The sequence below is a fragment of the Candidatus Symbiopectobacterium sp. NZEC135 genome (genome assembly GCF_025962695.1).
The window spans coordinates 294,730-317,736 of the sequence record NZ_JAGFPF010000001.1 but is presented as its reverse complement, the minus strand read 5'-3'; the positions used below and the strand labels follow the sequence as shown (position 1 = coordinate 317,736).

The 23,007-nt window shown below is 52.3% G+C and carries 19 protein-coding genes and 1 tRNA gene; 5 read left to right on the top strand and 15 right to left on the bottom strand.

The window, feature by feature from the left end; all coding sequences use genetic code 11:
- Positions 1–1,079 (top strand): FAD-dependent 5-carboxymethylaminomethyl-2-thiouridine(34) oxidoreductase MnmC (gene mnmC / locus J5224_RS01535; RefSeq protein WP_264623665.1); only part of this gene is annotated, 1,079 nt, incomplete at its 5' end.
- A 59-nt stretch (positions 1,080–1,138) separates the two neighbouring features.
- Here mnmC and J5224_RS01530 read toward each other — a convergent pair.
- From J5224_RS01530 to prmB, 6 genes are all read right to left on the bottom strand, one after another.
- The gene (locus tag J5224_RS01530; RefSeq protein WP_264623664.1) at positions 1,139–1,420 is read right to left on the bottom strand and encodes a YfcL family protein; all 282 of its coding nucleotides are present in this window, start codon (positions 1,418–1,420) and stop codon (positions 1,139–1,141) included.
- A gap of 31 nt (positions 1,421–1,451) precedes the next feature.
- Positions 1,452–2,015 (bottom strand): elongation factor P hydroxylase, encoded by a 564-nt coding sequence (locus J5224_RS01525; RefSeq protein ID WP_264623663.1) that lies wholly within the window; start codon positions 2,013–2,015, stop codon positions 1,452–1,454.
- The gene (locus tag J5224_RS01520) at positions 2,012–2,815 is read right to left on the bottom strand and encodes a sulfite exporter TauE/SafE family protein (protein ID WP_264623662.1); all 804 of its coding nucleotides are present in this window, start codon (positions 2,813–2,815) and stop codon (positions 2,012–2,014) included. The genes J5224_RS01525 and J5224_RS01520 overlap by 4 nt, the downstream gene beginning before the upstream one ends.
- Positions 2,816–2,818: 3 nt before the next feature.
- Entirely contained in the window at positions 2,819–3,646 is an 828-nt protein-coding gene (mepA, locus tag J5224_RS01515) for a penicillin-insensitive murein endopeptidase (RefSeq protein ID WP_264623661.1), read from the bottom strand.
- A 7-nt stretch (positions 3,647–3,653) separates the two neighbouring features.
- Positions 3,654–4,739: a chorismate synthase gene (gene aroC, locus J5224_RS01510; RefSeq protein ID WP_264623660.1), complete on the bottom strand. Its 1,086-nt coding sequence runs from the start codon at positions 4,737–4,739 to the stop codon at positions 3,654–3,656.
- Between the two features lie 84 nt (positions 4,740–4,823).
- Positions 4,824–5,756 carry a 50S ribosomal protein L3 N(5)-glutamine methyltransferase gene (gene prmB, locus J5224_RS01505; protein ID WP_264623659.1) on the bottom strand — a complete coding sequence of 311 codons (933 nt, stop codon included), beginning with the start codon at positions 5,754–5,756 and terminating at the stop codon, positions 4,824–4,826.
- Positions 5,757–6,069: 313 nt separating this feature from the next.
- On the opposite strand from prmB, the gene smrB reads away from it, so the two are divergent.
- Positions 6,070–6,642: an endonuclease SmrB gene (smrB, locus tag J5224_RS01500; RefSeq protein ID WP_264623658.1), complete on the top strand. Its 573-nt coding sequence runs from the start codon at positions 6,070–6,072 to the stop codon at positions 6,640–6,642.
- A gap of 52 nt (positions 6,643–6,694) precedes the next feature.
- On the opposite strand, the gene sixA is transcribed toward smrB, so the two are convergent.
- The 4 genes from sixA to J5224_RS01480 form a co-directional block, all read right to left on the bottom strand.
- On the bottom strand, positions 6,695–7,177 hold the full coding sequence (gene sixA / locus J5224_RS01495; RefSeq protein WP_264623657.1) for a phosphohistidine phosphatase SixA: 483 nt from the start codon (positions 7,175–7,177) through the stop codon (positions 6,695–6,697).
- Between the two features lie 746 nt (positions 7,178–7,923).
- Entirely contained in the window at positions 7,924–10,092 is a 2,169-nt protein-coding gene (gene fadJ, locus J5224_RS01490; RefSeq protein ID WP_264623656.1) for a fatty acid oxidation complex subunit alpha FadJ, read from the bottom strand.
- Positions 10,089–11,402 carry an acetyl-CoA C-acyltransferase FadI gene (fadI, locus tag J5224_RS01485; RefSeq protein ID WP_264623655.1) on the bottom strand — a complete coding sequence of 438 codons (1,314 nt, stop codon included), beginning with the start codon at positions 11,400–11,402 and terminating at the stop codon, positions 10,089–10,091. Before fadI ends, fadJ begins: the two co-directional genes overlap by 4 nt.
- A gap of 230 nt (positions 11,403–11,632) precedes the next feature.
- Complete coding sequence (locus tag J5224_RS01480) at positions 11,633–11,929, bottom strand: YfcZ/YiiS family protein (RefSeq protein ID WP_264623654.1); 297 nt, start codon at positions 11,927–11,929, stop codon at positions 11,633–11,635.
- Between the two features lie 393 nt (positions 11,930–12,322).
- On the opposite strand from J5224_RS01480, the gene fadL reads away from it, so the two are divergent.
- A complete protein-coding gene (gene fadL, locus J5224_RS01475; RefSeq protein WP_264623653.1) occupies positions 12,323–13,582 on the top strand; it encodes a long-chain fatty acid transporter FadL in 1,260 nt (419 codons plus the stop codon).
- Between the two features lie 78 nt (positions 13,583–13,660).
- Here the strand turns inward: fadL and mqo are convergent, their stop codons facing one another.
- Together mqo and mlaA are read right to left on the bottom strand one after the other, a co-directional pair.
- Positions 13,661–15,247 (bottom strand): malate dehydrogenase (quinone), encoded by a 1,587-nt coding sequence (gene mqo, locus J5224_RS01470; RefSeq protein ID WP_264623652.1) that lies wholly within the window; start codon positions 15,245–15,247, stop codon positions 13,661–13,663.
- A 327-nt stretch (positions 15,248–15,574) separates the two neighbouring features.
- The gene (mlaA, locus tag J5224_RS01465) at positions 15,575–16,360 is read right to left on the bottom strand and encodes a phospholipid-binding lipoprotein MlaA (RefSeq protein ID WP_264623651.1); all 786 of its coding nucleotides are present in this window, start codon (positions 16,358–16,360) and stop codon (positions 15,575–15,577) included.
- Positions 16,361–16,713: 353 nt separating this feature from the next.
- On the opposite strand from mlaA, the gene J5224_RS01460 reads away from it, so the two are divergent.
- Positions 16,714–16,788: transfer RNA gene (locus J5224_RS01460), tRNA-Arg, on the top strand.
- Positions 16,789–16,948: 160 nt separating this feature from the next.
- On the top strand, positions 16,949–18,091 hold the full coding sequence (locus J5224_RS01455; protein ID WP_264623650.1) for a tyrosine-type recombinase/integrase: 1,143 nt from the start codon (positions 16,949–16,951) through the stop codon (positions 18,089–18,091).
- A 59-nt stretch (positions 18,092–18,150) separates the two neighbouring features.
- Here J5224_RS01455 and J5224_RS01450 read toward each other — a convergent pair whose 3' ends face one another.
- The 3 genes from J5224_RS01450 to J5224_RS01440 form a co-directional block, all read right to left on the bottom strand.
- Positions 18,151–20,061 (bottom strand): hypothetical protein, encoded by a 1,911-nt coding sequence (locus J5224_RS01450; protein WP_264623649.1) that lies wholly within the window; start codon positions 20,059–20,061, stop codon positions 18,151–18,153.
- 65 nt (positions 20,062–20,126) lie between these two features.
- Complete coding sequence (locus tag J5224_RS01445) at positions 20,127–22,610, bottom strand: host specificity factor TipJ family phage tail protein (RefSeq protein ID WP_264623648.1); 2,484 nt, start codon at positions 22,608–22,610, stop codon at positions 20,127–20,129.
- On the bottom strand, positions 22,597–22,989 hold the full coding sequence (locus J5224_RS01440; RefSeq protein WP_264623647.1) for an NlpC/P60 family protein: 393 nt from the start codon (positions 22,987–22,989) through the stop codon (positions 22,597–22,599). Before J5224_RS01440 ends, J5224_RS01445 begins: the two co-directional genes overlap by 14 nt.
- Positions 22,990–23,007: the final 18 nt, after the last annotated feature.

The following is a 23,007-nucleotide window of genomic DNA, read 5'->3' as shown; positions in this document are numbered from 1 at the left end:
CGTTACTCAACGACAAACACGATGCGCTTTCCCGTTTTTTCGCCACCGCTTTTGGTTTTGCCCGCCGCCAGTACGACTCACTACTGCAAGACGGCATCGCCTATGAGCATGACTGGTGCGGTGTGAATCAAATTGCCTACGATGAAAAAAGTGCGCGCAAAATCACGCAAATCTTGCATGGCAACTGGCCGACAGAGGTGGTTATGCCGCTCAGCGCTGATGACATGGACGCAACCGCCGGATTAGCGATTGGTTTTTCAGGACTGAACTATGCCGAGGGTGGCTGGTTATGTCCGGCAGAGTTGACAACCCATGCGCTGAAACACGCGCAATCGCTCGGGTTGGTGGTGCATTTTGCGACCCGCGTCGCTGCGCTGGAAAAAAAGGCCTCCGGCTGGCAACTGAGGTTGGCAAACGGGCAGCAAAAAGCCCATCCTGTGGTGATCCTGGCAAATGGACACCAGCTCAGCGACTGGTCGCAAACTCAGCACCTCCCCTGCTATGCGGTGCGCGGCCAAGTGAGTCATATCCCGACCACGCCAGTGCTACAAGGCTTGCAACGCGTTCTTTGCTACGATGGTTATCTAACCCCTGTCAGCCCTCGTCATCAGCAACACTGTATCGGTGCCAGCTACCAGCGAGGTGTGGTTACCACTGCGTTTAGCGCAGACGAGCAGCAAGAAAACCACCAACGCCTTGCGGCCTGCTTGCCCGAGGCCGCGTGGGTGAATGACATCGACGTCAGCGGCAACGCTGCGCGTCAAGGCGTGCGCTGTGCCACGCGCGATCACCTGCCGCTGCTCGGTGCCGCTCCGGATCACGCACAGACGCTAGCGCAATACGCGTCACTTGACGTACAGCAGCATACGCCAGAGCGTGTTGCCACAGCTCCAGTTCATGCGGACCTGTTCGTGATCGGTGCGCTGGGATCGCGTGGATTGTGCTCAGCCCCGTTAGCGGCTGAAATTCTGGCTGGGCAACTGTACGGTGAACCGCTGCCGCTCGATGCGCCAACGCTCGCCGCATTGAATCCAAATCGTTTTTGGGTGAGAAAGCTGCTGAAAGGCCGCGCGGTGTAACCGCGTTATCCGCCACTGACGGTGGGTAGACAGTGGCGGAATCGAAAACAAAGAAAGGATCAGTTAATGTTAGCGGCGCGCTGAAATAAATCGTCCCACATACCATTGACCAATAGCTGATCCGGCGGCGAAAGCTCACCGTTTTTAATCGCTTGCTGTACACTGTCGCAAACACGCTGATAGAGCGCCTGAACCGTGGTGTCGCCCTGCTCTTCGGCTTCTGCCACCGCCAGCGTCAAATGACCGCGCAGGTAGCCACCGGCAAAAAGTTCATCATCGCTGGCATGCTCTACCATATCATCAATCAGCGCAAGAATACGCGCCTCACATTCTGCGATCATCTCACATCCTCACTATTAACGTTTATCCGCATCAGCTCAGATCGGCGGGATACGGGAACTGCTCCGCCGTCAATGGCGGCGTATTGTAAAACGATTGTAATGCACGAATAAAGCGCAATGGGCGAGCCGGAATACCCTGCTCGAGATAGACCATCACTTGTGCATGTACAGTACGCTGAAACGCGATGCGATCCGGCTCAATATCCCCTTCCAGATTGTCGCAACTGACATTAAAGGGAAAGCCCGATGCCACACAAAACAGCCAGTCAAACGCCTGTGGCTTGATTTCTACCTGCTCGAACTGCCCTTGCGTTGCCGCGTCGCGGCCATCCGGGCAGTACCAATAGCCAAAGTCCACCCGCTTGCGTCGCGCTTCACCGGCAATGCACCAGTGCGAAATTTCATGGAATGCGCTGGCATAAAACCCATGGGCGAACACGATACGATGATAGGGAAACTGTTCATCAGCGGGGAGATAAATAGGCTCATCATCCCCTTTCACCAGCCGGGTGTTATAGTCCTGCTCAAAGCACTGTGCGAACAAGGTAATGAGATCGCGGTAATCGTGCGTAGTGCTTACGCTAGAGGTGGTCATGACCAGAGATGTCCTATCCATTGGGCAATATCGCTGCCGTGGTTATCATAAATCAACTTCACGCTCATACAGGCAGACACAATCACCAGCATCGGGCGGATCAGCGTTTGCCCCTTATTGAGCACCATGCGAGCCCCGAGACGAGCCCCCAATACCTGCCCGACCAGCATCACCAGACCAACGCCCCAAACCACCTGACCGCCGAGAATAAAGAACAGCAGCCCGCCAAAATTGGACGTGAAATTAAGCACCTTGGCGTGCGCCGTGGCTTTAGGCAGACTGAAACCACTGAGTGTGACAAACGCCAGCGCGTAAAAAGAACCGGCACCGGGACCAAAGAAACCATCGTAGAACCCGACGCACCCGCCCGCCAAAAACGCAAATGGAAGGCCCGACAAGCGTTTCTGACGGTCTTCTTCACCGATTTTCGGCATTAACAGAAAATAGAGCCCGATACCGATCACCAGAACGGGCAGGATCTGGCGCAAAAAATCCGCGTGAATCTGCTGAATCAGCCAGGCACCGAACGTTGAACCGACAAACGTCAAGGCAATAGGCAGCTTCTGTTCACTTAACTTCACAGCGCGCTGGCGGACAAAGTAGAGGCTGGCAGAAAAAGAGCCACCGACCGCTTGCAGTTTATTGGTTGCCAGCGCCTGCGCCGGACTTAACCCCGCCGAGAGCAGAATAGGAATACTGAGTAACCCGCCTCCCCCCGCGATAGAATCGATAAAACCGGCAAGTGCAGCAAAAGCAAACAACACCCCGAGCATTTCGGGGCTGACTAAAAACCATTCCATGACTTAGTTCACCAACAGATGTTTATCGAGTAATGCCTGGCACGAGGCCGGTAGCGGAGGTGGCGTTTTCACTGGCGCTTCAGGGGTCGGCTGGCGTGGCGTAAACCAACTGCTCAACTCGGCACCGCAACCATCACCAGCGGGAGGCGCGTCCTGATCCTGACATTCCAGACTGTCTGCCGGGCAGCGTAACCGCACGTGCATATGCGCCCGATGCGCAAACCAAGGGCGCACTTTACGCAGCCAGTCGCGATCCTGCCCTGCTTCCTGACACAGTTGTTTCTTGATGGCCGGGTTGACGAAGATGCGGGTGACCTCAGAATCCTGCGCCGCCAGCTTGATCAACGCGGTCACCTGCGGTTGCCACTGGCGTGGGTTAATCTGACGACCATTGGCTGCGACCAAATCGATAGGCTGCGGTTTCAGGAGTTGCTGTGCCGTCCACCGTTGCAGCGGCATCTGTAGCCAAATATCCGCATCCAGACCGGACTGGTGGCTGGCATGGCCGCTGCTGAATCGACCGCCTGCCGGCATGCCCATATCGCCCACTAGCACAATACCGCCCGTCTGCTTTTTGACCTTGGCGCTCAGGCGCGTGATAAACGCCAGCAAATCCGGATGACCGAAATAACGGCGTTGATCGACACGCATCACCTGATAATTCACGGATTCCAACGGCAACGGCTGCGCACCGACAATACAGCCGTTAGAGAACGCGCCAATGGCCTGCGCCGTACCCGGCACCGGATGCGCGATCTCTTGCCACGGGGTTTTTGCCCATACGCCCGTGCTCAACAGCACGGCAATGGCCCCCACCCACGCTTTTTTCATGTTTAGTTTACCAACGAGGAACCTGACTCACGACGTCCGCGCACTGAGCGCGCTGACGCAACAGATGATCCATCAATACAATCGCCATCATTGCCTCTGCAATCGGCACCGCACGGATACCCACGCAGGGATCGTGACGTCCACGGGTGATCATTTCCGTTGCTTCACCCTGGCGGTTGATGGTTTTCCCCGGCACCGTGATGCTCGAGGTGGGTTTCAGCGCCAGATGCGCGACAATGGCCTGCCCGCTGCTGATGCCCCCCAATACACCGCCCGCATGGTTACTCTGGAATCCCTGCGGCGTAATTTCGTCACGGTTTTCGCTGCCGCGTTTGGTAACAACCGCAAATCCATCGCCGATTTCCACGCCTTTTACGGCGTTGATGCTCATCAATGCGTGGGCCAGATCGGCATCCAAACGGTCGAACACGGGCTCACCCAAGCCAGCGGGCACCGATTCGGCGACAACGCTAACCTTGGCACCGATAGAGTCACCCTCTTTTTTCAGGGCACGCATTAATTCATCCAGTGCATCGATCTTGTCGGCATCAGGGCAGAAAAACGGGTTTTGCTCAACGATATCCCAGTCTTTCAGTTCGCAGGTGACATCGCCCATCTGCGACAGATAGCCACGCACCTGAACGCCGTGTGTCATGTGCAGGTATTTTTTGGCAATGGCGCCAGCGGCCACGCGCATGGCAGTTTCACGGGCCGACGAGCGACCGCCGCCGCGATAGTCACGCACGCCATATTTTTGTTCGTAGGTATAATCGGCATGACCGGGACGGAACACGTCCTTGATCGCACTGTAATCCTGAGAGCGCTGATCGGTATTTTCGATGATCAGGCCAATACTGGTACCCGTGGTGACCCCTTCAAACACGCCGGATAAAATACGCACCTGATCCGGCTCGCGGCGCTGAGTGGTATAACGCGAGGTGCCAGGGCGACGGCGATCCAAATCGTGTTGCAGATCCGCTTCAGTCAGCGGAATGCCCGGCGGTACACCATCAACGATACATCCCAACGCAATACCGTGAGATTCGCCGAACGTGGTGACGCGGAAAAACTGGCCAATACTGTTGCCTGCCATCACGGCTCCTTTCTGTATAACATCGCTATTCTGTAAAGCACTATGATTTATGTTGCCGGTACGAACCCGACACAACCGATATGTTTATTGCCGATACGCCGCGAAATGGCTGTGGCAATCCACAAGTTGATCTTTGGTCAGCATAAATACGCCGTCACCACCGTGCTCAAATTCCAGCCAGGTAAACGGGATATCTGGATACTGATCCATCAAATGCACCATGCTGTTGCCCACTTCACAAATCAGCACGCCCTGCTCATTAAGGTAATCTGGCGCACAGGCCAAAATGCGGCGCACCAGATCCAACCCGTCATTGCCCGCGGCAAGACCCAGCTCCGGTTCGCGGCGAAACTCCTGTGGCAAATCCGCCATGTCTTCCGCATCCACATAAGGGGGATTGGTGACAATCAGGTCATACGTGAGCGGTGGCAGCGCGCGGAAAAGATCGGAGCGAATCGGCGTGACCTGCTGTTCCAGGCCGTGTTGCTGGATATTCCGTTCGGCGACGGCTAACGCATCGCCAGAGAGATCGACGGCATCCACTTCTGCGTCAGGGAAAGCATGGGCGCACGCAATCGCGATGCAACCGCTGCCGGTACAAAGATCGAGGATATGCTGCGGCTCATCGACGATCAATCCAGCGAACTGCTGTGAAATCAACTCACCGATTGGCGAACGCGGCACCAACACGCGCTCATCAACAAAAAACTCCAACCCGCAAAACCACGCTTTGTTGGTCAGGTAAGCCACTGGCAGACGTTCATTAACGCGACGAATAACACGCTCAACCACACGCTGGCGCTCCGACAACGTCAAACGCGATCCATACATGTCCGTGGGGAAATCAAGAGGTAGATACAGCGTTGGCAGCACCAATTGCAGCGCTTCATCCCACGGGTTATCGGTGCCATGTCCATAATAGAGATCGGCCGCGTTAAAGCGGCTTACTGCCCAGCGCAGCATGTCTTGCAAGGTATGCAGGTCTTTGACCGCCTCGTCGACGAAAATTTTATCCAAGTTAGTCCTCCACAGACCCCACCCCTCAGGAAATGCCGCTTAGTTTGCCATGAAGCCAACGACAAATCAGCAGATATCACCCACCCGCACAGAAATCCTCAGTGTCACCTATCAATCGACTCGCCCTCCCTGTACTTTGGCAATTTCGGGTTTGCTATTAAAAAGCTAGCGCAGGCACTATTACAGGTTACACTGGCCCTATGTCATTTATGACAAATGCCGTATGAATGAATGCCCTAACGCCAGGCCGCCCCATCGGGAAACAGAGATGCCGACGTAATAAGGACCGAGAGAGACACAACGGGGTGACCGAATGAGTAAAAAACACGCGTTGAATGATGGCGACGCACAGCTATTCCGCGCCTCCGTGGCCGGCACCAAAACGCTGCGCCAGGATACCTATGTACACCGTCCCCAGCGCCATCAGGTTGAGGGAAAGCTGCCGCCGCGCAAAGCGTTGCAGGAACAAGTGGATGCCAGCTTTTATTTTTCCGACGAATTTCAGCCTCAACTGGACAGCGACGGCCCCATGCGTTACGTACGCCCCGGCAGCAGCCATTACGAGCTAAAAAAACTGCGGCGCGGCGACTATTCTCCGGACTTGTTTCTCGATCTGCACGGATTAACCCAGTTGCAAGCCAAGCAAGAACTGGGGGCACTGCTCGCGGCCTGTCGCCGTGAGCACGTTTACTGCGCCTGTGTGATGCACGGCCATGGCAAGCATATTCTCAAACAGCAAACGCCACTCTGGTTGGCACAGCATCCCGACGTGCTGGCTTTCCATCAGGCACCCAAAGAGTTCGGCGGTGACGCCGCGCTATTAGTGTTGGTGGAACTGGATGCAGCGTACGGTCAAATAAAAGCGAGCACCGAACCGTCGCGCTAATGCGCCCGGCTTGTGCGCTGTCGCCTGACATTTGCGACGGCGCAAGCTCGGATCAGGACTTGAGCGCCAACTGTGACGGGCTGATTTGCCAATCGAACGTCCCCGCTCCCGACTGCGCATCCAACGTAATGCAGGCCACCGCTGAGGTGGCAAACATCGGCGCACCGGTTTGCGGGCTGAGTTCCGCCACCAGGTACCCCACTAACGGCAGATGCGAGACGATCAACACCGATTCGATCCCCTCACCGGCCAACGCCAGCAGATAATCACTGACAAATGCGGCATCGCCGCCCGGCGTCAGTTCTGGTAGGCTATCGTCTTGATCAGGCAGGGAAATAATACCACGTAAGGTGGACAGGGTTTGCTGGGCGCGGATATAAGGACTCACCAAAACACGCGTAATGGCCACACTCTGGTCATGTAGCCAGAAAGCCATCTGACGCGATTCTTCAACACCGCGCGCACTGAGCGGGCGAAGCGCGTCACTGGCTGCGTCAGGAACTGCATCACCATGACGCATAATCAACACTTGCATATAACACCGTTATAGTAAAAAGCTTCGTTATATTATGCTGTTAGCGCATATTCCCCGAGAAAAAAAACGCAATGCGTACAAAGGCTGAACGGGGTGAATACGTGTCATTTTGTTGCAAATTTAACCGAAGCACGAACCGCTTTTTTACCTTAGATGGGAAGCCGTAGTCAACCGATTTGCACAGGCCAGCAAGGGAACTTGCGCCACGCCTGGCTCCCGACACCGGGAATGCGGGTAAAATACCATTACAAATCACAAGGTTAATTTAGTATTCAGTACTTGCCATTCCATTTAGACGAACCCTCAGGGCAAAAAGCAACCTGTTTGCCACCGTCGCATCGCAAAAAAATAGTTTTATAAACTATGAGTTTTAATAACTCAGCATAAAAACCTAGCTCATTGCTGAATTTGGTTTTTTCATTTCATTTTTCTTTTTATCAAAATACTGACGTTGTTAAACAACTGGGCGGCATCTATCTTTATTTTGAGCGTTTTATGTAAGTTGTTATTACCATTATTTAAAAACGCAGCACAGCCATTATTACTGGTTGCTGACAATGGCAGCAGAAGTGCCTAAAAACCCCTTTTCTCTTTTTGTTTATATCACCTACCAGAGAAAGCAGTGATTTAACCACCCAGGTTATTCGCTCATAACTCAAACGTTTTAACCATTTTCCTGCAACAACGCATCTCATTGATAACGCCTATAACTCCCCCTTCTCTGCCAAGCCTGAAGGGGGAAAGGATTAAGGGTGAAAACGCGCGGCATTCTCTCGCATGGTCAACAAGCGCTGGCACGGGGCAAAACGGGGGCCATACTGATGCTCGAACGTTTCCAGCGTTTTGACCACGACATCAATCCCCAGATGATCCATGTAGTGGAACGGCCCTCCCAGGAACGGAGGAAAGCCTATGCCAAATACCGCACCGATGTCACCGTCACGAGCACATTGGATCACACCTTCATCCAGACAGCGCGCCGCCTCGTTTAACATCATCATCGTGCAGCGTTGCGCCATCAACGCAGGATCAAGGTGGGCTTTCGGCGTTACGCCCAGCAAGGGATAAATAGCGCTGTCCACTTCACGCGGCGCGCGCCAGAAACGACGCTGGGTACCGTAACGGTAAAATCCTTTGCCATTCTTACGCCCTTTGCGCCCATCCTGCAAAATGGCCTCAAAGGTAGCCGGAGCCTGAAAACGCTCGCCCCACGCTGCCACCAGTATCGGCACTATTTTGGTTGCCACATCAATGCCCACTTCGTCGAGCAGGGTTAACGGGCCGACAGGGAAACCGAAGCGTACCAGCGCGGCATCCACGGTTTCCACCGGCTCGCCTTCCAACAGACAATAGGCGGCCTCGTTGATGTAAGGTGCCAGAATGCGGTTAACATAAAAACCGGCTTTATCGGCCACCACAATCGCGGTTTTTCCCTGCTTGCGGGCAAAGGCGACCGTGGTAGCGATAGTTTCTGGGCTAGTGCCTGCGTGAGGAATGACTTCCACCAGCGGCATTTTATCGACCGGGCTGAAATAGTGCAGACCGATGACCTGCTCGGGGCGTCGTGCCCGTTCGGCGATTTGGTGTATGGGCAAGGAAGAGGTGTTGGACGCAAACAGGGTTTCCGGGCGCGCGTGCTGCTCGATGTCTGCCACCATGTTCTGCTTGAGCGCCAGATCCTCAAACACCGCCTCGACAACGATATCGGCATATTCGAAACCGTGATAATCGGTGCTGCCCGACACCAGCGTCATCAGGCGCTGACGTTCCGCCGGTTTCATGCGTTTGCGCTGCACGCGCTTACTCAGCAATTCCCAACTGTAACGCAACGCGTGGTTGACGCCCTCTTCGTTGATATCCTTGATGCGTACCGGAAGCTGTGCGCGCTGGGCGGTGACGCAGGCGATACCGCCGCCCATTAATCCGCCACCAATCACGCCGATACGGTAAATCTCACGCGGTTCAGCAGAGGCTCCCGCCTGTTTTTTCAACGCATTGGTAGCAAAAAACAGGCTACGTAACGCCGCTGAAGCTGGCGTCATTACCAATTTGCCAAACGCGCGCGCTTCCTGTTTGTACCCTTCGGCCAGTCCTTTATCCATGCCCCGCCGGACGACCTGAATGATGCGATCGACCGCAGGATAGTTGCCCTGGGTTTTGGCACGCGTCTTTTGCTTGACCACTTTAAACAGTACGTGACGTACCGGCCAACAGTTCACCAGACGGGTTCGCCAGGGCAGTACCGGCTGTTGCCGCTTACCCTTTTTCAGCAACGCCGCCGCCGTTTCCAGTAAAATACTGTTGGGAACGGCATCATCGATCATCCCCAACTTGAGCGCCTGCCGCGCTTTTACTGAGCGGCCCGTCAAGATCAAGTCCAGCGCGCGATCGACGCCAATCAGCCTGGGCAAACGCTGTGTCCCACCCGATCCTGGCAATAAGCCCAACTGTACTTCCGGTAATCCGAGTACCGTTTTGTCATCCAGCGAGCAGACACGATAATCGCAAGCCAACGCCAGCTCAAACCCGCCGCCGAGACAAGGGCCGTGGATCGCCGCAACCAGAGGAAAAGGCAGGTCGCCAAAAGCGGCAAACGTTTCTTGCCCTTGTCGCGCCAACGCTTCCGCCTCTTCTGCCCGCGAGCAGGCATCAAGCATGGTGATATCCGCGCCCACAATAAACGAGTCGGGCTTGCCGGATATCAAAATGACGCCACGCAGTGATGCATGTTGTTGCGCCTGACGAAGCACCGTTTGCACTTGTTCCGCAAAGGCGCTTTTCAAGGTGTTCATCTTCTCGCCCGGCACATCCATGGCAATCACGGCGATATTATCTGGTCGAATATGCAGCGAAAACGCCGAGGGAATTGTCTCTGCCTCGCCCGGTGCTTGCTCAACAGCGTGCACGTGTTTCATGGTGTGACCTCCAGAACCATGGCAGCCCCCAGCCCCCCCGCCGCACAGGCGGTAACCAGTCCAAACCCGCCGCCGCGCCGTTGTAACTCATGCAGAGTCTGCGTAATCATCCTTGCACCTGTAGCCGCAAACGGATGACCGTAAGCAATCGACCCGCCCAGCACGTTGAATTTGTCCATGTCCACGTCTCCCAATGCCGAGGTGCGCCCCAGTTTATCCCGTGCAAAATCAGCGCTGGCGAACAGTTTGATGTTGGCCAGCGTCTGCGCTGCAAACGCTTCGTGCATATCAATCAGCGTGAGATCGCCAAGGCTAAGACCCGCGCGATCCAACGCCAGCGGCGTGGCATATGCCGGTCCCAACAGCATATCTTGCTGAACACCAATGGCAGTAAACGCATAACTTTTCAGGTAGCCCAGCGGCGTTAGCCCGAGACTGCGCGCCTTTCCTTCGCTCATGAGCAACACGGCAGCCGCACCGTCGGTAAGCGGAGAGCTGTTGGCTGCGGTGACCGAACCGTGCAGACGATCAAACGCGGGCGATAAACGGGCGTACTGCTCCAGCGTAGAATCATGGCGCACGTTGTTATCTTCTTTGAGCGTTTGGCGGTACGGCGGCACGTAAGCAGTCATCACCTCTTGGTGCAGCACGCCTTGTTGCCAGGTTTTTGCCGCCAGCCGGTGCGAACGATGTGCAAAAGCATCCTGGTCGGCGCGGGAAATGCCGTAGGTTTTTGCCATCTGCTCTGCGGTATCCCCCATACGCAGCCCCGTGGAGTACTCAGCCACCGGAGGGGAGACTGGCAACAGGTCGCGCGGACGCAAGCGCGACAGCAATTTGAGCCGTTGCCCCAACGTGCGGGCTTTGCTGAGATCCAGCAGCGTCATCGCCAGATTTTTGGTTACGCCGATCGGTGGCAGTGAGAACGTGTCGGCTCCCCCCGCAATTCCCACGTGCGCAGTGCCCGCCATAATGCTTTCAGCCACATTGACCACAGACTGGAAGCTGGTGGCGCAAGCGCGGGAAACGGTATAGGCATCGGTATGCACACACATTCCGGTACCCAGCACAATTTCGCGCGCAATATTGGGTGCAGCCGGCATTTGTACTACCTGACCAAACACCAGCAGATCGACCCACTTGGGATCGATGCCATAGCGGATCAACAGCTCGCTCACCACCATTTTGCCTAAATCCATGGCGGGAATACCGCGATACGCGGTCGCTTGACGAGCAAAAGGCGTGCGCAATCCACTGACGATCGCGACCCGTTCGCCGCTGCGGGTTATCAGGGGTAACACCTCGCTCATAAACACTCCTGTAAACAGAGAATTAAGTATATGTTCTAACAGGTCAGACCTGAATAGAGTGTTAACCAGAGCATTACATTAAGCAAACCCATTCACTACAAAATGCGAGTGCACGCTATGTGTGGGAGGTGTTGGTATCGGAAAGGGGATGGCAAGACGAAAAGTGGGTACAAAAAAAGGAGATAAACACAACGTGCGGCGCGCAGCACCGCACGTCATCACCAGGAGGCTTAACGCAGTCCCAGTTGGAAAATCAGCGTTTCAGCCTGGCAGCTGAACGTAAAATCGATATCCAGCTGTACGCCATCTGTTACGTCAGCAAAACGACTGTCGATCTGGCACGGCTCAGATTCTACTGCACGGGCTTTTTCTGTCAGCGCCGTTAACGTGGCCTGCGCGGCGGCACGGTCAGCAAACACTTTGCTGTAAGATGCCGTGCAGTCGGTGTTGTCCATTACCGTACCGACATCCACACAACAGCAAGCGGCGGTTTCTTCAGCAGAACATTTATTTATCGCGTTTGTCATGATGCTTTTCCTCTACGGGTAACGATCTGCCCGGGCAGATTTGATCCGGTTCAAAAATATCACTTTTCCCGCTATTTTACTCGGCACTCTCACCAAGCACTAGAACTTACTGCATGTAAGGGCATTTAGTGATCAAGCTCACATCGCTTTGTTATTGTTAGGTAAAATAACTCACCTTAGACTGCGTTTTTCTTAACGAATGTGTTAACTGGATCTGGTTTTTACATCAATATAGAAATATTTCGAACACAAACTTGCAACATTTCCATACTCCCCACTTATACTTTCGCCAACTGGTCTGATTTGTCAGTCCATCTGCGCCCCCTACAATGCGCGTCCCTTGTTACGGTATGTAACAAAGTCAAATAACAAGTACACGATGAGGTTTTGGTCATGAGCCAGAAAAACCTGTTTAAACACTCCGCAGTAGCGATAGCAGTGGCACTGGTTTCCGCACAAGTTTCCGCCGCAGGCTTTCAACTCAATGAATACTCTTCATCCGGGTTGGGGCGTGCGTTTTCTGGCGAAGGTGCCGTGGCCGATAATGCGACATCCGGCAGCCGCAACCCCGCCACCATGACAATGTTCGATCGCACCACGGTTTCTGGTGGCGTGACGTATATTAATCCAGATATTGATCTTTCCGGTAAGAGCGCGTCAGGCACTGATGCCAGTGCGAAAAATATCGCACCACACGCTTGGGTGCCGAACATGCACCTGATTATGCCCCTAAACGAGCAATGGGCTGTCGGTGCATCAGCAACCACTAACTATGGGTTAGCGACAGAGTTTAACAAGAACTATACGGCTGGCTCAATTGGCGGCAAAACGGATTTGGTCACTTCGAACCTTAACCTGAGCGCAGCCTACCGTCTGAATCAACACTTCAGCTTTGGCTTGGGTGTCAATGCGGTTTATGCCGATGCGACTATTGTGCGTCATCTTGGTGCAGCCGGCGCAAGTATAGGCCGTCCAGCATCCACCGAGTTATTACGGCTTGAAGGTAAAGAATGGGGCTACGGTTGGAATGCAGGCATTTTATACGAAGTCGATAAAAATAACCGTTTCGGCTTCACTTACCGTTCAAAAGTAGATATCGACTTTAAAGGTGACTTCAGCGGCCTTTCCACGGGTGGCAATACAATTCCTGGCAAGTTAACGTTGAACCTGCCTGAAATGTGGGAAGTTTCTGCGTATCACCGTGTCGCACCACAATGGGCAGTGCACTACAGCATGGCATTAACCAGTTGGAGCGCCTTTAAAGAGCTAAGAGCAACCAACAATAGCGGCAACACGTTGTTTGAGAAACAAGAGGGTTTCCGCGACGCCTATCGTTTGGCTATCGGCACCACCTATTATCATGACGATAACTGGACCTTCCGTACCGGTATCGCCTTCGATGACAGCCCGGTTCCTGCGGATAAACGCTCCATTTCCATTCCCGATCAGGATCGTTTCTGGTTAAGCGCAGGGACAACCTATGCGTTTAACAAAGATATGTCCGTGGATGTTGGCGTATCCTATATGCACGGTAAGAGCGTGAATATCACTGAACACACACCTGCGATCGGTCCAGTACCTTCTGCCGAGTACAACTTCAGTTCCAAAGGCCGCGCCTGGCTCTACGGCGTTAACCTGAACTACACGTTCTAATCCCCAGTAGCGATCGACACGAAAGGCCGCATTTGCGGCCTTTCTTTTTTTGCGTAAAGCACTACAGCTTGCGCTGTGTTACTCTGGCTTCACTTCAATGTAGTTCAGGTGTAGCGTGTCGCTGGTGTAGCGGCGGATCTGGTTGGTGAGATCGATATCACCGTCCAGTTTCTTACCGTAAGACGGCACGATCGCTTTCAGTTTGCCCTGCCATTCTGGCGTTGCTACCTGTTGCTTAAACACTTTTTCCAGCAAACTTAGCATGATCGGTGCTGCGGTTGACGCCCCCGGAGAAGCGCCCAGCAGCGCAGCGATGGTGCCATCCTGCGAGCTGACAATCTCGGTGCCCAGCTTCAGCACACCGCCTTTGTCCGCATCTTTCTTGATAACCTGCACCCGTTGTCCAGCCACCGCCAAGCGCCAGTCTTCCTGTTTCGCGTCGGGGAAATACTCTTTTAATGCGGCGAAGCGATCGTCATCATCCATCATCACTTGTCCGATCAGGTATTTGACCAGATCGAAATTATCCAGCCCGACATGCGTCATCGGCATCAGGTTTGACAGCGAGACTGAGCCTGGCAAATCCCACAGTGAACCATTTTTCAGGAACTTGCTGGAGAACGTCGCAAAAGGCCCAAACAGCAGTGCGGGTTTACCGTTAAAGATGCGCGTATCCAGATGCGGCACGGACATCGGCGGCGCCCCCACGGAGGCTTTGCCATACACTTTTGCCATATGACGTTTTACAATATCAGGATTGTCGGTGACCAGAAACTCTCCGCCCACCGGGAAGCCGCCATAGAGATCCGCTTCGGGAATACCGGATTTTTGCAATAACGGCAGTGCCGCCCCGCCCGCGCCAATAAAGACAAACTTGGCATTGATGGCATGCTCTTTCTCGCCATCCTTCAAATCCGCATAGACAATGCTCCAGGTATGGTCCGCATTACGCTTGATCTCGCGCACTTCTGCATTCAAACGCAGTGAGAAGTTGTTTTTCGTCTGTAATCCAGAAACCAGCTGGCGCGTGATTTCACCGTAATTAACATCGGTGCCAATCGGCATACGCGTTGCAGCCACTTTCTGCGCTGGATCACGCCCTTCCATCACCAGAGGTGCCCAGGATTGGATGGTGGCGCGATCGTCGCTGAATTCCATGCCACGGAACAGCGTACTGTGCTGTAACGCCTTATAACGCTGGTTCAGGAAGGCGGTGTTCTCATTGCCCCAGACAAAGCTGATGTGCGGCACGCTGTTAATAAACAGATTCGGATCGTGCAGCACGCCATTCTTGACCTGATAAGACCAGAATTGACGCGAAATCTCGAACGCTTCGCTGATCTCAACGGCTTTACTGATATCAATGGAACCATCGGCTTTTTCTGGCGTGTAGTTCAGTTCCATAAAGGCCGAATGTCCGGTGCCTGCGTTATTCCAGCCGTTGGAGCTTTCTTCGGCAACCTTATCCAGACGTTCAACCATCGTGATTGACCAGTCGGGTTGCAGTTCCTGAAGATAAGTCCCGAGGGTGGCGCTCATGACACCCCCACCGATCAGTACCACATCGGTGGTTTTTGCCGTATCCGCGGCACTTTCCGCCCATGCGGGCAACACGGCGGTTCCTGCCATATTCAGGCACAAAACCAAAGCCTGTAGTTTTTTCATACTTCTATGCCTCTGTTTATTCTAATTTTGTTGTTGCAGGTGAATCGTTACTCCAACCATCCCGAACGTGCATCATTCCCACACGCTAGCCAGGCCATCGTGTAAAATGCGTGTTACAGCGCACATCCGCACAACATTATTGTTACAAAGGCAGTGAAAATACATTTTTTGTAATTAAATAAAAAATAACAATACAAGTGTTATTGATTAACAAGCGGTGATAACACCGTGCTGATTCGGGCCATTACAGTGTTTTATTTCGGATAAATGGGCATAAAGCAAAAGGCTCCACCGGGAGCCTTTTGGAATGTGATGCCAGAGAACGGGCTATTTGGCAGGGGCTGCGGGAGCCGGGTCAGGCGCATCGATCTCCTGAAGAGAATCTTCGATGGCGGCGGCATTCGGATTTTGCTGTGGAGCCAGACGGCCACCGCGCGCCAGGAAATCATGCCGTTGGAAATAGGCTTCGCGCACCATCAGGTAAGGATCGGACGAGTTTCTCAGCAGGCCATCCGAATCTAGCAGTTGTGCACGCGTCTCTACGCCTTCTACGACCCATTTACCGGCGGAAGCCCAGAATGTCAGGTAACTCAGCACCGGATAGAGTGTATCAACCATACCGCCACCGTCTTCACGCAGCGTCGCGCTGCCATAACCCGGCAGTACCACGTACGGGCCATAGCCCACACCGTAGCTTCCCAACGTAGTGCCGAATCGGCGCGGCTCTTCTTTTGCCAACTTCGGATTCGCCACCGAGGCAAGATCGAACAACCCGCCCATCCCCAACAGGGTGTTCAGGAAGAAACGGTTAAAGTGGATCATGGCCTTATAGGGATCGCCCGATACAAAATAGTTTGCCATCGCGGCAGGTTCTTCCAGGTTACTGAGGAAATTGCTCAACCCATTACGCGCGGGTTTTGGCACATAGTCACGCCAGGCAACGGCTACCGGCCGGACGACATACGGATCCAGCACATTGTAGTTAAAGTTGAACATGGTACGGTTGAATCCCTCAAGTGGGTCGGAACGCCCTTGGGTTGTTTTATCCGAAGAGCTGGCGCACCCAACCAGCATGACACTGGCCAGCACCACCCCACTCAAACGGTTATTCATAGTGATTCTCCCTGATAAAATTGCGTTTCGCCCACGTTACAACCGTATAGCATACCCCCGACCCGTTTCAACGCTTTGAGTGCGAAGAACACTTTTGGACAAGAAATGGTCGTTGGTAGTGTAACATTTTATTGCGCTTCATCGAGGAAAGCTAACGTAATAGTGCTTATTAATGCGTGTGTTACTGAATCAGCAGGCCAAAAAGCAGGTTTTTACGGTGCAGAGACTCAGCGCCACGGCCCTGCGCGCGGACATTTTTCACACTTTTTTGCCATCGATTGACGTGATATTAAGCAATCGGACATTCCTGTGCTTATGCTCACGGCCAAAATGCGTATAATGGCCCCGCGGAAGTCTCCATAGTTAAATGGATATAACGAGCCCCTCCTAAGGGCTAGTTGCAGGTTCGATTCCTGCTGGGGACACCATCAGTAAGTTCTATCACCTCCTTCTACGTTCACAAAATCCCTTTAAAACCAACGCTCGCGTAAATGTGACGTTCTCCAACGTTCCGTAAAGTAATTTGACAACCGCTATGCTTGATGGGTAAAAAGTGGGTAAATATTTTTTACCCGAATAATTTTACCCATGCTAACCGTAAAGCAGATTGAAGCAGCCAAGCCGAAAGACAAACCTTATCGCCTGCTGGATAGCAACGGTCTTTATCTCTTTGTGCCTGTGAGTGGTAAAAAAGTCTGGCAGTTGCGGTACAAACTGGCGGGTAAAGAGAAGGTTTTTACCGTGGGTAAATATCCGTACATGTCACTGCAGGAAGCAAGGGATAGGGCTCACGACGCGAGAAAGCTGATTGTCGATGGCATTGATCCGGTTAAGTCAAAGCAAAATGACAGCGAGCCAGATTCTTTCTTCGTCATTTTCAGTGAATGGTATGAGCACAAAAGGCAGGTATGGTCAGAGGGCTATGCTTTAGAGCTTGAACGTATGTTCAGAGATGACATCATTCCAATCATTGGGCACCTAAAAATGGAAGAGGTAGAGCCGATGGTGGTGCTATCAGTGATACGCAGGTTTGAAGAGCGTGGAGCAATGGAGCGGGCAAATAAAGCACGTCGGCGCATTGGTGAGGTTTTCAGCTACGCAATTAGTACAGGCCGAGCAAAGTACAATCCATCTCCTGACCTTGCGGGCGCAATGCGAGGATACAGAAAGAAGAACTTCCCGTTCCTGCCGGCAGAGCAGATACCAGCATTTAACGTAGCTCTTGCGACATACTCAGGCAGCACGGTTTCTCGCATCGCCACACAGGTTTTGCAATACACAGCCATGCGAACCAAAGAACTTCGCTCGATGAAATGGCGGTACGTCGATTTTGAAAACATGATGATCACAATCGAAGAGGAAGAGATGAAGAGCAGGAAAATTCATCTTGTGCCAATGTCTACCCAAGTGGCCGCATTGCTGCGCACGCTTAAGCCCATCACTGATATCTCTGAATTTGTATTTGCTGGCAGGAACGATAAAAGAAAGCCGATAAGCGAAAACGCTGTGCTGCTCGTCATCAAACAAATCGGCTATGAGGGTCTGGCTAGCGGGCACGGATTCCGGCACCAGTTCAGCACAATACTGAATGAGCAGGGATGGCCCGCTGATGTGATTGAAAAGCAATTAGCGCATGCAACCAGCGGCACTATACGCGGCATCTATAATCACGCCCAATACCTCGACAAGCGCAAAGAGATGATGCAGGCATGGGCCGACTGGATCGGGTAGCCATCCTTGGCACATCACGTCACAACCTGGCACAGTACGACACGCCAGCGTCACAGAAATCACTGCAAATGATATTTTGAGTTGAACGCGATTTGGGTATAACTGAGGATGATATCGAAAGAAGCGGTTATATCAGCAACAGTTAATGGGCTAACGGAGCCATTATTTCCATAAAAAAAGTTTATTTGTTCAGACTGAGTATCTACGGAAGCATACAGAGATGATATCCCTGCGCGGCAACCAGCGAAGTAACCGACATTTATCACTGTGTTTTTTCGCAATGTCCCCGGCAATCCAGTGACGTTTACACTGCCTGAAGCACCGTTCAAAGATGACACTTTCAGTCTCATCTGAACCGTCATTACCCCTGCGTTTTTATCATAATCACATTCTGCCGTGGTGGTTGTGAATTGCGTTGCGCCAGCCCTGATAATCGGCGACAACGTTCCGGATAAAAACATCTGCTCATGACGTGCAAGTAAAACCGATTCTGATGCTGATGCATAGTATATGTGCTGATTCCCGTCAGCCGTATTTACTATAACGATGCTTGTTGACCCAAATTCTATGTGAACACGAGGAAGTGTGCGCCCCATTCCGAACACGCACTGGTTAAACACGACGGTATTTCCGTTTCCTGAAATACGGATATCCGCACCAGAGTAATTCTGTGCGTTAGAGCAATTGAAAGAGTTGTAAATTAGTCGGTTATTGTCCCCAGCCACATGAATCAACGGTGCCGTGTCGGTGCCTCTTGCTGCATAAAAACACCCGTTAAATGTCATCTTGCAGCCCGAAGCGAAGTTCATGAAAAGGCCATGAACTCCGGATAAGCTGATGGTCGCAAACTCCCCGCCACAGCCACTGACCGAACCTGTCACGTCATTGAAATAGTAGCCCCCGTTTTTCGCAGCGTCCGTAGCACATGAAATCATGTTCATGTACATGGTGTGTTCCATCCGGAATGCACCAAGAACGTCATTATGCCCTGTCGCACTACAATTTATATATGTCGTACTGGTTCCGCGCTCCTGCTGAATGACCCCATGAGCGGTAACAGAGTCAATCGTTGAGCGCCATATATCCTGAAATCTGAGGCTATATTTAGCGTTAAAAATCTCTGTGTTTTTGATCGCATATCGCCGGCCCTGCAAAATAAACAGCCCGCACTCATTCTCTGAGGCTGAGTCACCGTTAATAGTAAATCCATCTAATGTCGCCTCTCTCGGGAAAATGGATTCACTTAACCACGCAGGGTTAACATAAACAACCGTATCAACAGTTGCCGGCAGTGCGTTCGGGTCAATATTCGAGAGTGTGATTGTTGCATTGCCAGACTTTGATAATGAACTCCGTCCAAGTGTTCCAGATAGCGATGCTCTTGAAGGAACAGATAATCCCGGTGCGGGTGTGGCAATACCATCAAAAAATCTTGCTATTTTGTTTTCGCTTAAATTATTAATTATTTGTTCGGTGGTTTTTGAATAACCAATGTCATCATCGATTACATCTTGCACCGTCCCCCCATACTCCAAGGCCACAAGCGATCCACCGCCTCCCACGTCACTGCTAGCTAGCGCGGTACGGAGAGTCAGATCACTGACATTCACCCATGCCCCTTGCGCTACCCCTCCGGCGCTATCCGGAGTAGAGCCAACAGGAACGGCTTTGGGGAAATCCCCATCCCAGCGGTAATAATTGCCGTCCGCGTCATATTTCAGGGTTTGTGTGGTGTCTGTAAGCGTTGCGCCATCCTCAAACGTGCCGAATGGCACCCATCCAAGCGTGCCGATAATCTGGCGGGCTAAATTTTCAATACCGGCGATGGTTAAATGCTCATTACCAAATCTGTCCGTATATTTAAAATTAGGGGCCATCTGGTTAACGAATTCGTCAATCTTCCCGGCATTAAATTTCAGATCGCGCGGTGACTCACTCGGGACAGCGTTATTGGTTGGTGTAGTAGCCATAATTATTCCATAAAAAAGCCCAGCACTAAGGCTGGGCATTGGTTGGGTGATTTAACTGTGTTTGTTTAATCTACGGTGTAGGAGTAAATCGAATCGCTATATTCGGAAAGGGTTAATGATGTTGTGCCATCTGAATTAGGCTTCTTCTCATCGACTCGCCACAAGGTGCTATCAAGTTCCGTTTGCGTTGCGATAATCCATCGTGAAGGTGACTGAATCTCTGAGCCATCCCAAAGGTTAAGCTGAATGACTGGTATTTCTGCGTAAAACCCGAACTCGGTATCATCACGCTGATATGCTCTATATCGCTGTGATGCGTTCCCAATGTGATCGGTAATTACTACATACATTTCCCCTGCAAATTTTATCCTCTCGTTTGTTTCGAACAGATAACCATTTCTTGATACAAGGTATCCGGCTTGCTGGTTAGAATCGTAAGTGTCTGGAACCTGAATCATCATCCCGACATTCGTATACTCACCATCAGCCAGTACCTTGCACTGCATTTTGATACGGGAGTGCAGCAAGCGATTTGCTTCAAGCAATGCCCTGTCTCTCGCCTGATATTCATTCCTGCAACCGGCGAGTTTAATTTTGTTGGGGTTCTCTGGCTCTTGCTCAACAATTCCAACGTCTGTTATCCGGTAGCGGATATAAGTCTTTTTGTTCGTTGTAGGGCTGACATATTCCACTTCAACCCCATCAAATCCTCCAGGCATTGTCATGTCGTAAGTCATCGAGTATTCATCGGCAACCATATTTGACCGATTGAACACCGCTTGCGGGAAGTCTGCCTTTTCATCTCTGGCAAATGACAACACGCCATCCTCAAAATAAGCCACCACCCGCGCCACATCGCATATTGTTTTGATTCGGTCGCCCAATGAAATATCTTCATCGTCAAACGTGTAATCGAAATAACCAAGCCTCGCATCCTCGCTGTTAATTTTTGCGGCGATGGTATAGAGCTGGTAGAGGTCGATCGTTGACTCAGGCTGATTACCCATTACCAACCATGTGTGCGCTACTGCGTCAGCAAACAGCCGTGACGGACGTAATGTGTAATCAACGCTCTGCGTTGTCAGGTTATAGGTGATTGTGTGGCGCATGATCAGGGCGTTGTACTTGCGCTGTCGCACTCCCGTCGCTTGTTCTGTTGCCCGAACGGTAACACGCACAAGCGTGTCATTTGCATGCACTTCATTTTCACGCACCCGGACGGCATGAATTTCAGGCAACTGGAGAGTGTTACTATCGCTACTGTTGTTGGTGCGCGTCACCTGTACCGCATAGCGGCCATATCCCGCCGCTGGCGTTATTTTCACGGTCAGGTATCGGTAATCCTGTCCGCCCGTGTTATTCGATATCGAGCCGGTCTGTGATTCGGCTGGTGCTATCTGGTTGTTCTCGTCATCGACTTGCCACCAGTCGATTTTGAAAGTGGCCGTGCTGTCATTCGCCTGTTGAGCCATAAAGTGAACCCACAACTGCCCGCCGGGGAGCGGAGCAAAGAATGGGCCCGTGACCAATGGCTGATTGTCGTTTATCGTCAGCAGCGTGTTGTTCACTGTGGCATCAGATGGAATCACGGTGGCATCAGCGCCAGACAGATTGGCAAAGAAGAAGGTGTAATATTCTTCCGGGTCAACCAACGCGCCATCGTCTGACAGTTCAGCGTTAATCAGGTCAGCAGTAAGGTTTGCATCACGCGTCACTGTTCCGCTGGCCGTCTGGTATGTGACGTTAATGACGAACGTCACCGATCGCGGCTTTGTCACGCCAAAGAAGTAATCAAACGCATTATCACGCAGGATTTTTACGGATATCTGTCCACCGAGTATCACACCCTCGATCACATCATTAGATGTGGCCGTTTCTGCCGGAAAATCTTCGCTTTCGTTCGGGCCCGGCACCTCTTGCCCATCCACATCATCAAACTCGAAACCCTCATTGATAACGGGTATCACCGCTCCGGGTTGGTAGATTTGATAACTTGCCCCAGCCAGCGCGGTCAACGTCGATTCGGAGTAACGCACACTTGAAACCGAGTAACGCCCTATCCCGAAATTCATCCACTCCGTGACGTATTTGATGTTGTCGATAAACTCAAACATCGACTCCTGAATCAAGTCAGGGTATGAACGCGGCTGGCCGTAAACATCAGGGCGGGCCTGATAGGTTCTCGCGACGTTTGTTTGCCCGGTAAGTTTATTATTAGGTGACTCCTTGGTATTGCTGTCCGCAACGGAAAATGACGGGTTACTCTGCCCCATTCCGAGGAATGAGAAAATCTTTGTCACCAGCTTGAACACTGGCTTGAGCACATCGCCGATAAATCCCTTTGGCTGGTCGAATATCTGAATGCGATGAAGCTCAGATACAGGGAAAGACATTTCTGCGTCATCATCCATGCGCGAACCGTTGATAACGATATCTGCATCTGAGTGGAAATTCTGCGATAAAAACCAATCGCAAAAATCAGTATTCACAGGAACGTTAACGCGTTCTTTAGGCGCGCCGGGTATGCGCTGAACTTCAATTACTGGCATAGGTGAAATACTCCATGCTGGTGAATGCGCGTTCTATGATTGGCAGCCGGTGCATTGCCACTGAACCGTTAGCGCCGCGACTGTGAAATGCGCTGCCATCGATAATCAGGCCAACGTGCTCAGGTCTGCTTCCGACATAGCCAACGAAAATCCCGTCATTGACAGGTAATTCGCTGCGCTGCCAGTAAACAACCTCGCCAGAAAAGCACGTCAGAAAATCGCTATCCGATTCGTACCCGACGACATCGTGCAATTCAGTGCTAAGCACATGGCGGTAATAAAGCGCCACCAGCCCCCAGCAGTCACACGCTTCAAAACTACAGGCGCGGTTAATCCATGGAACGCCGATCATCCGTTTGATAAAGTCTGATTTGTTCAAGGTGGCCTCTGTTTGTGG

What these genes read in the sequence shown, in the direction of transcription:
- fadJ (WP_264623656.1), bottom strand. Translation starts at nt 10,092, where the DNA reads ATGAAACACGTGCACGCTGTTGAGCAAGCACCGGGCGAGGCAGAGACA.
- aroC (WP_264623660.1), bottom strand. Translation starts at nt 4,739, where the DNA reads ATGGCAGGCAACAGTATTGGCCAGTTTTTCCGCGTCACCACGTTCGGC.
- fadI (WP_264623655.1), bottom strand. Translation starts at nt 11,402, where the DNA reads ATGAGCGAGGTGTTACCCCTGATAACCCGCAGCGGCGAACGGGTCGCG.
- J5224_RS01530 (WP_264623664.1), bottom strand. Translation starts at nt 1,420, where the DNA reads ATGATCGCAGAATGTGAGGCGCGTATTCTTGCGCTGATTGATGATATG.
- J5224_RS01445 (WP_264623648.1), bottom strand. Translation starts at nt 22,610, where the DNA reads ATGCCAGTAATTGAAGTTCAGCGCATACCCGGCGCGCCTAAAGAACGC.
- J5224_RS01525 (WP_264623663.1), bottom strand. Translation starts at nt 2,015, where the DNA reads ATGACCACCTCTAGCGTAAGCACTACGCACGATTACCGCGATCTCATT.
- J5224_RS01480 (WP_264623654.1), bottom strand. Translation starts at nt 11,929, where the DNA reads ATGACAAACGCGATAAATAAATGTTCTGCTGAAGAAACCGCCGCTTGC.
- sixA (WP_264623657.1), bottom strand. Translation starts at nt 7,177, where the DNA reads ATGCAAGTGTTGATTATGCGTCATGGTGATGCAGTTCCTGACGCAGCC.
- J5224_RS01450 (WP_264623649.1), bottom strand. Translation starts at nt 20,061, where the DNA reads ATGGCTACTACACCAACCAATAACGCTGTCCCGAGTGAGTCACCGCGC.
- J5224_RS01520 (WP_264623662.1), bottom strand. Translation starts at nt 2,815, where the DNA reads ATGGAATGGTTTTTAGTCAGCCCCGAAATGCTCGGGGTGTTGTTTGCT.
- mepA (WP_264623661.1), bottom strand. Translation starts at nt 3,646, where the DNA reads ATGAAAAAAGCGTGGGTGGGGGCCATTGCCGTGCTGTTGAGCACGGGC.
- J5224_RS01455 (WP_264623650.1), top strand. Translation starts at nt 16,949, where the DNA reads ATGCTAACCGTAAAGCAGATTGAAGCAGCCAAGCCGAAAGACAAACCT.
- smrB (WP_264623658.1), top strand. Translation starts at nt 6,070, where the DNA reads ATGAGTAAAAAACACGCGTTGAATGATGGCGACGCACAGCTATTCCGC.
- mlaA (WP_264623651.1), bottom strand. Translation starts at nt 16,360, where the DNA reads ATGAATAACCGTTTGAGTGGGGTGGTGCTGGCCAGTGTCATGCTGGTT.
- mqo (WP_264623652.1), bottom strand. Translation starts at nt 15,247, where the DNA reads ATGAAAAAACTACAGGCTTTGGTTTTGTGCCTGAATATGGCAGGAACC.
- fadL (WP_264623653.1), top strand. Translation starts at nt 12,323, where the DNA reads ATGAGCCAGAAAAACCTGTTTAAACACTCCGCAGTAGCGATAGCAGTG.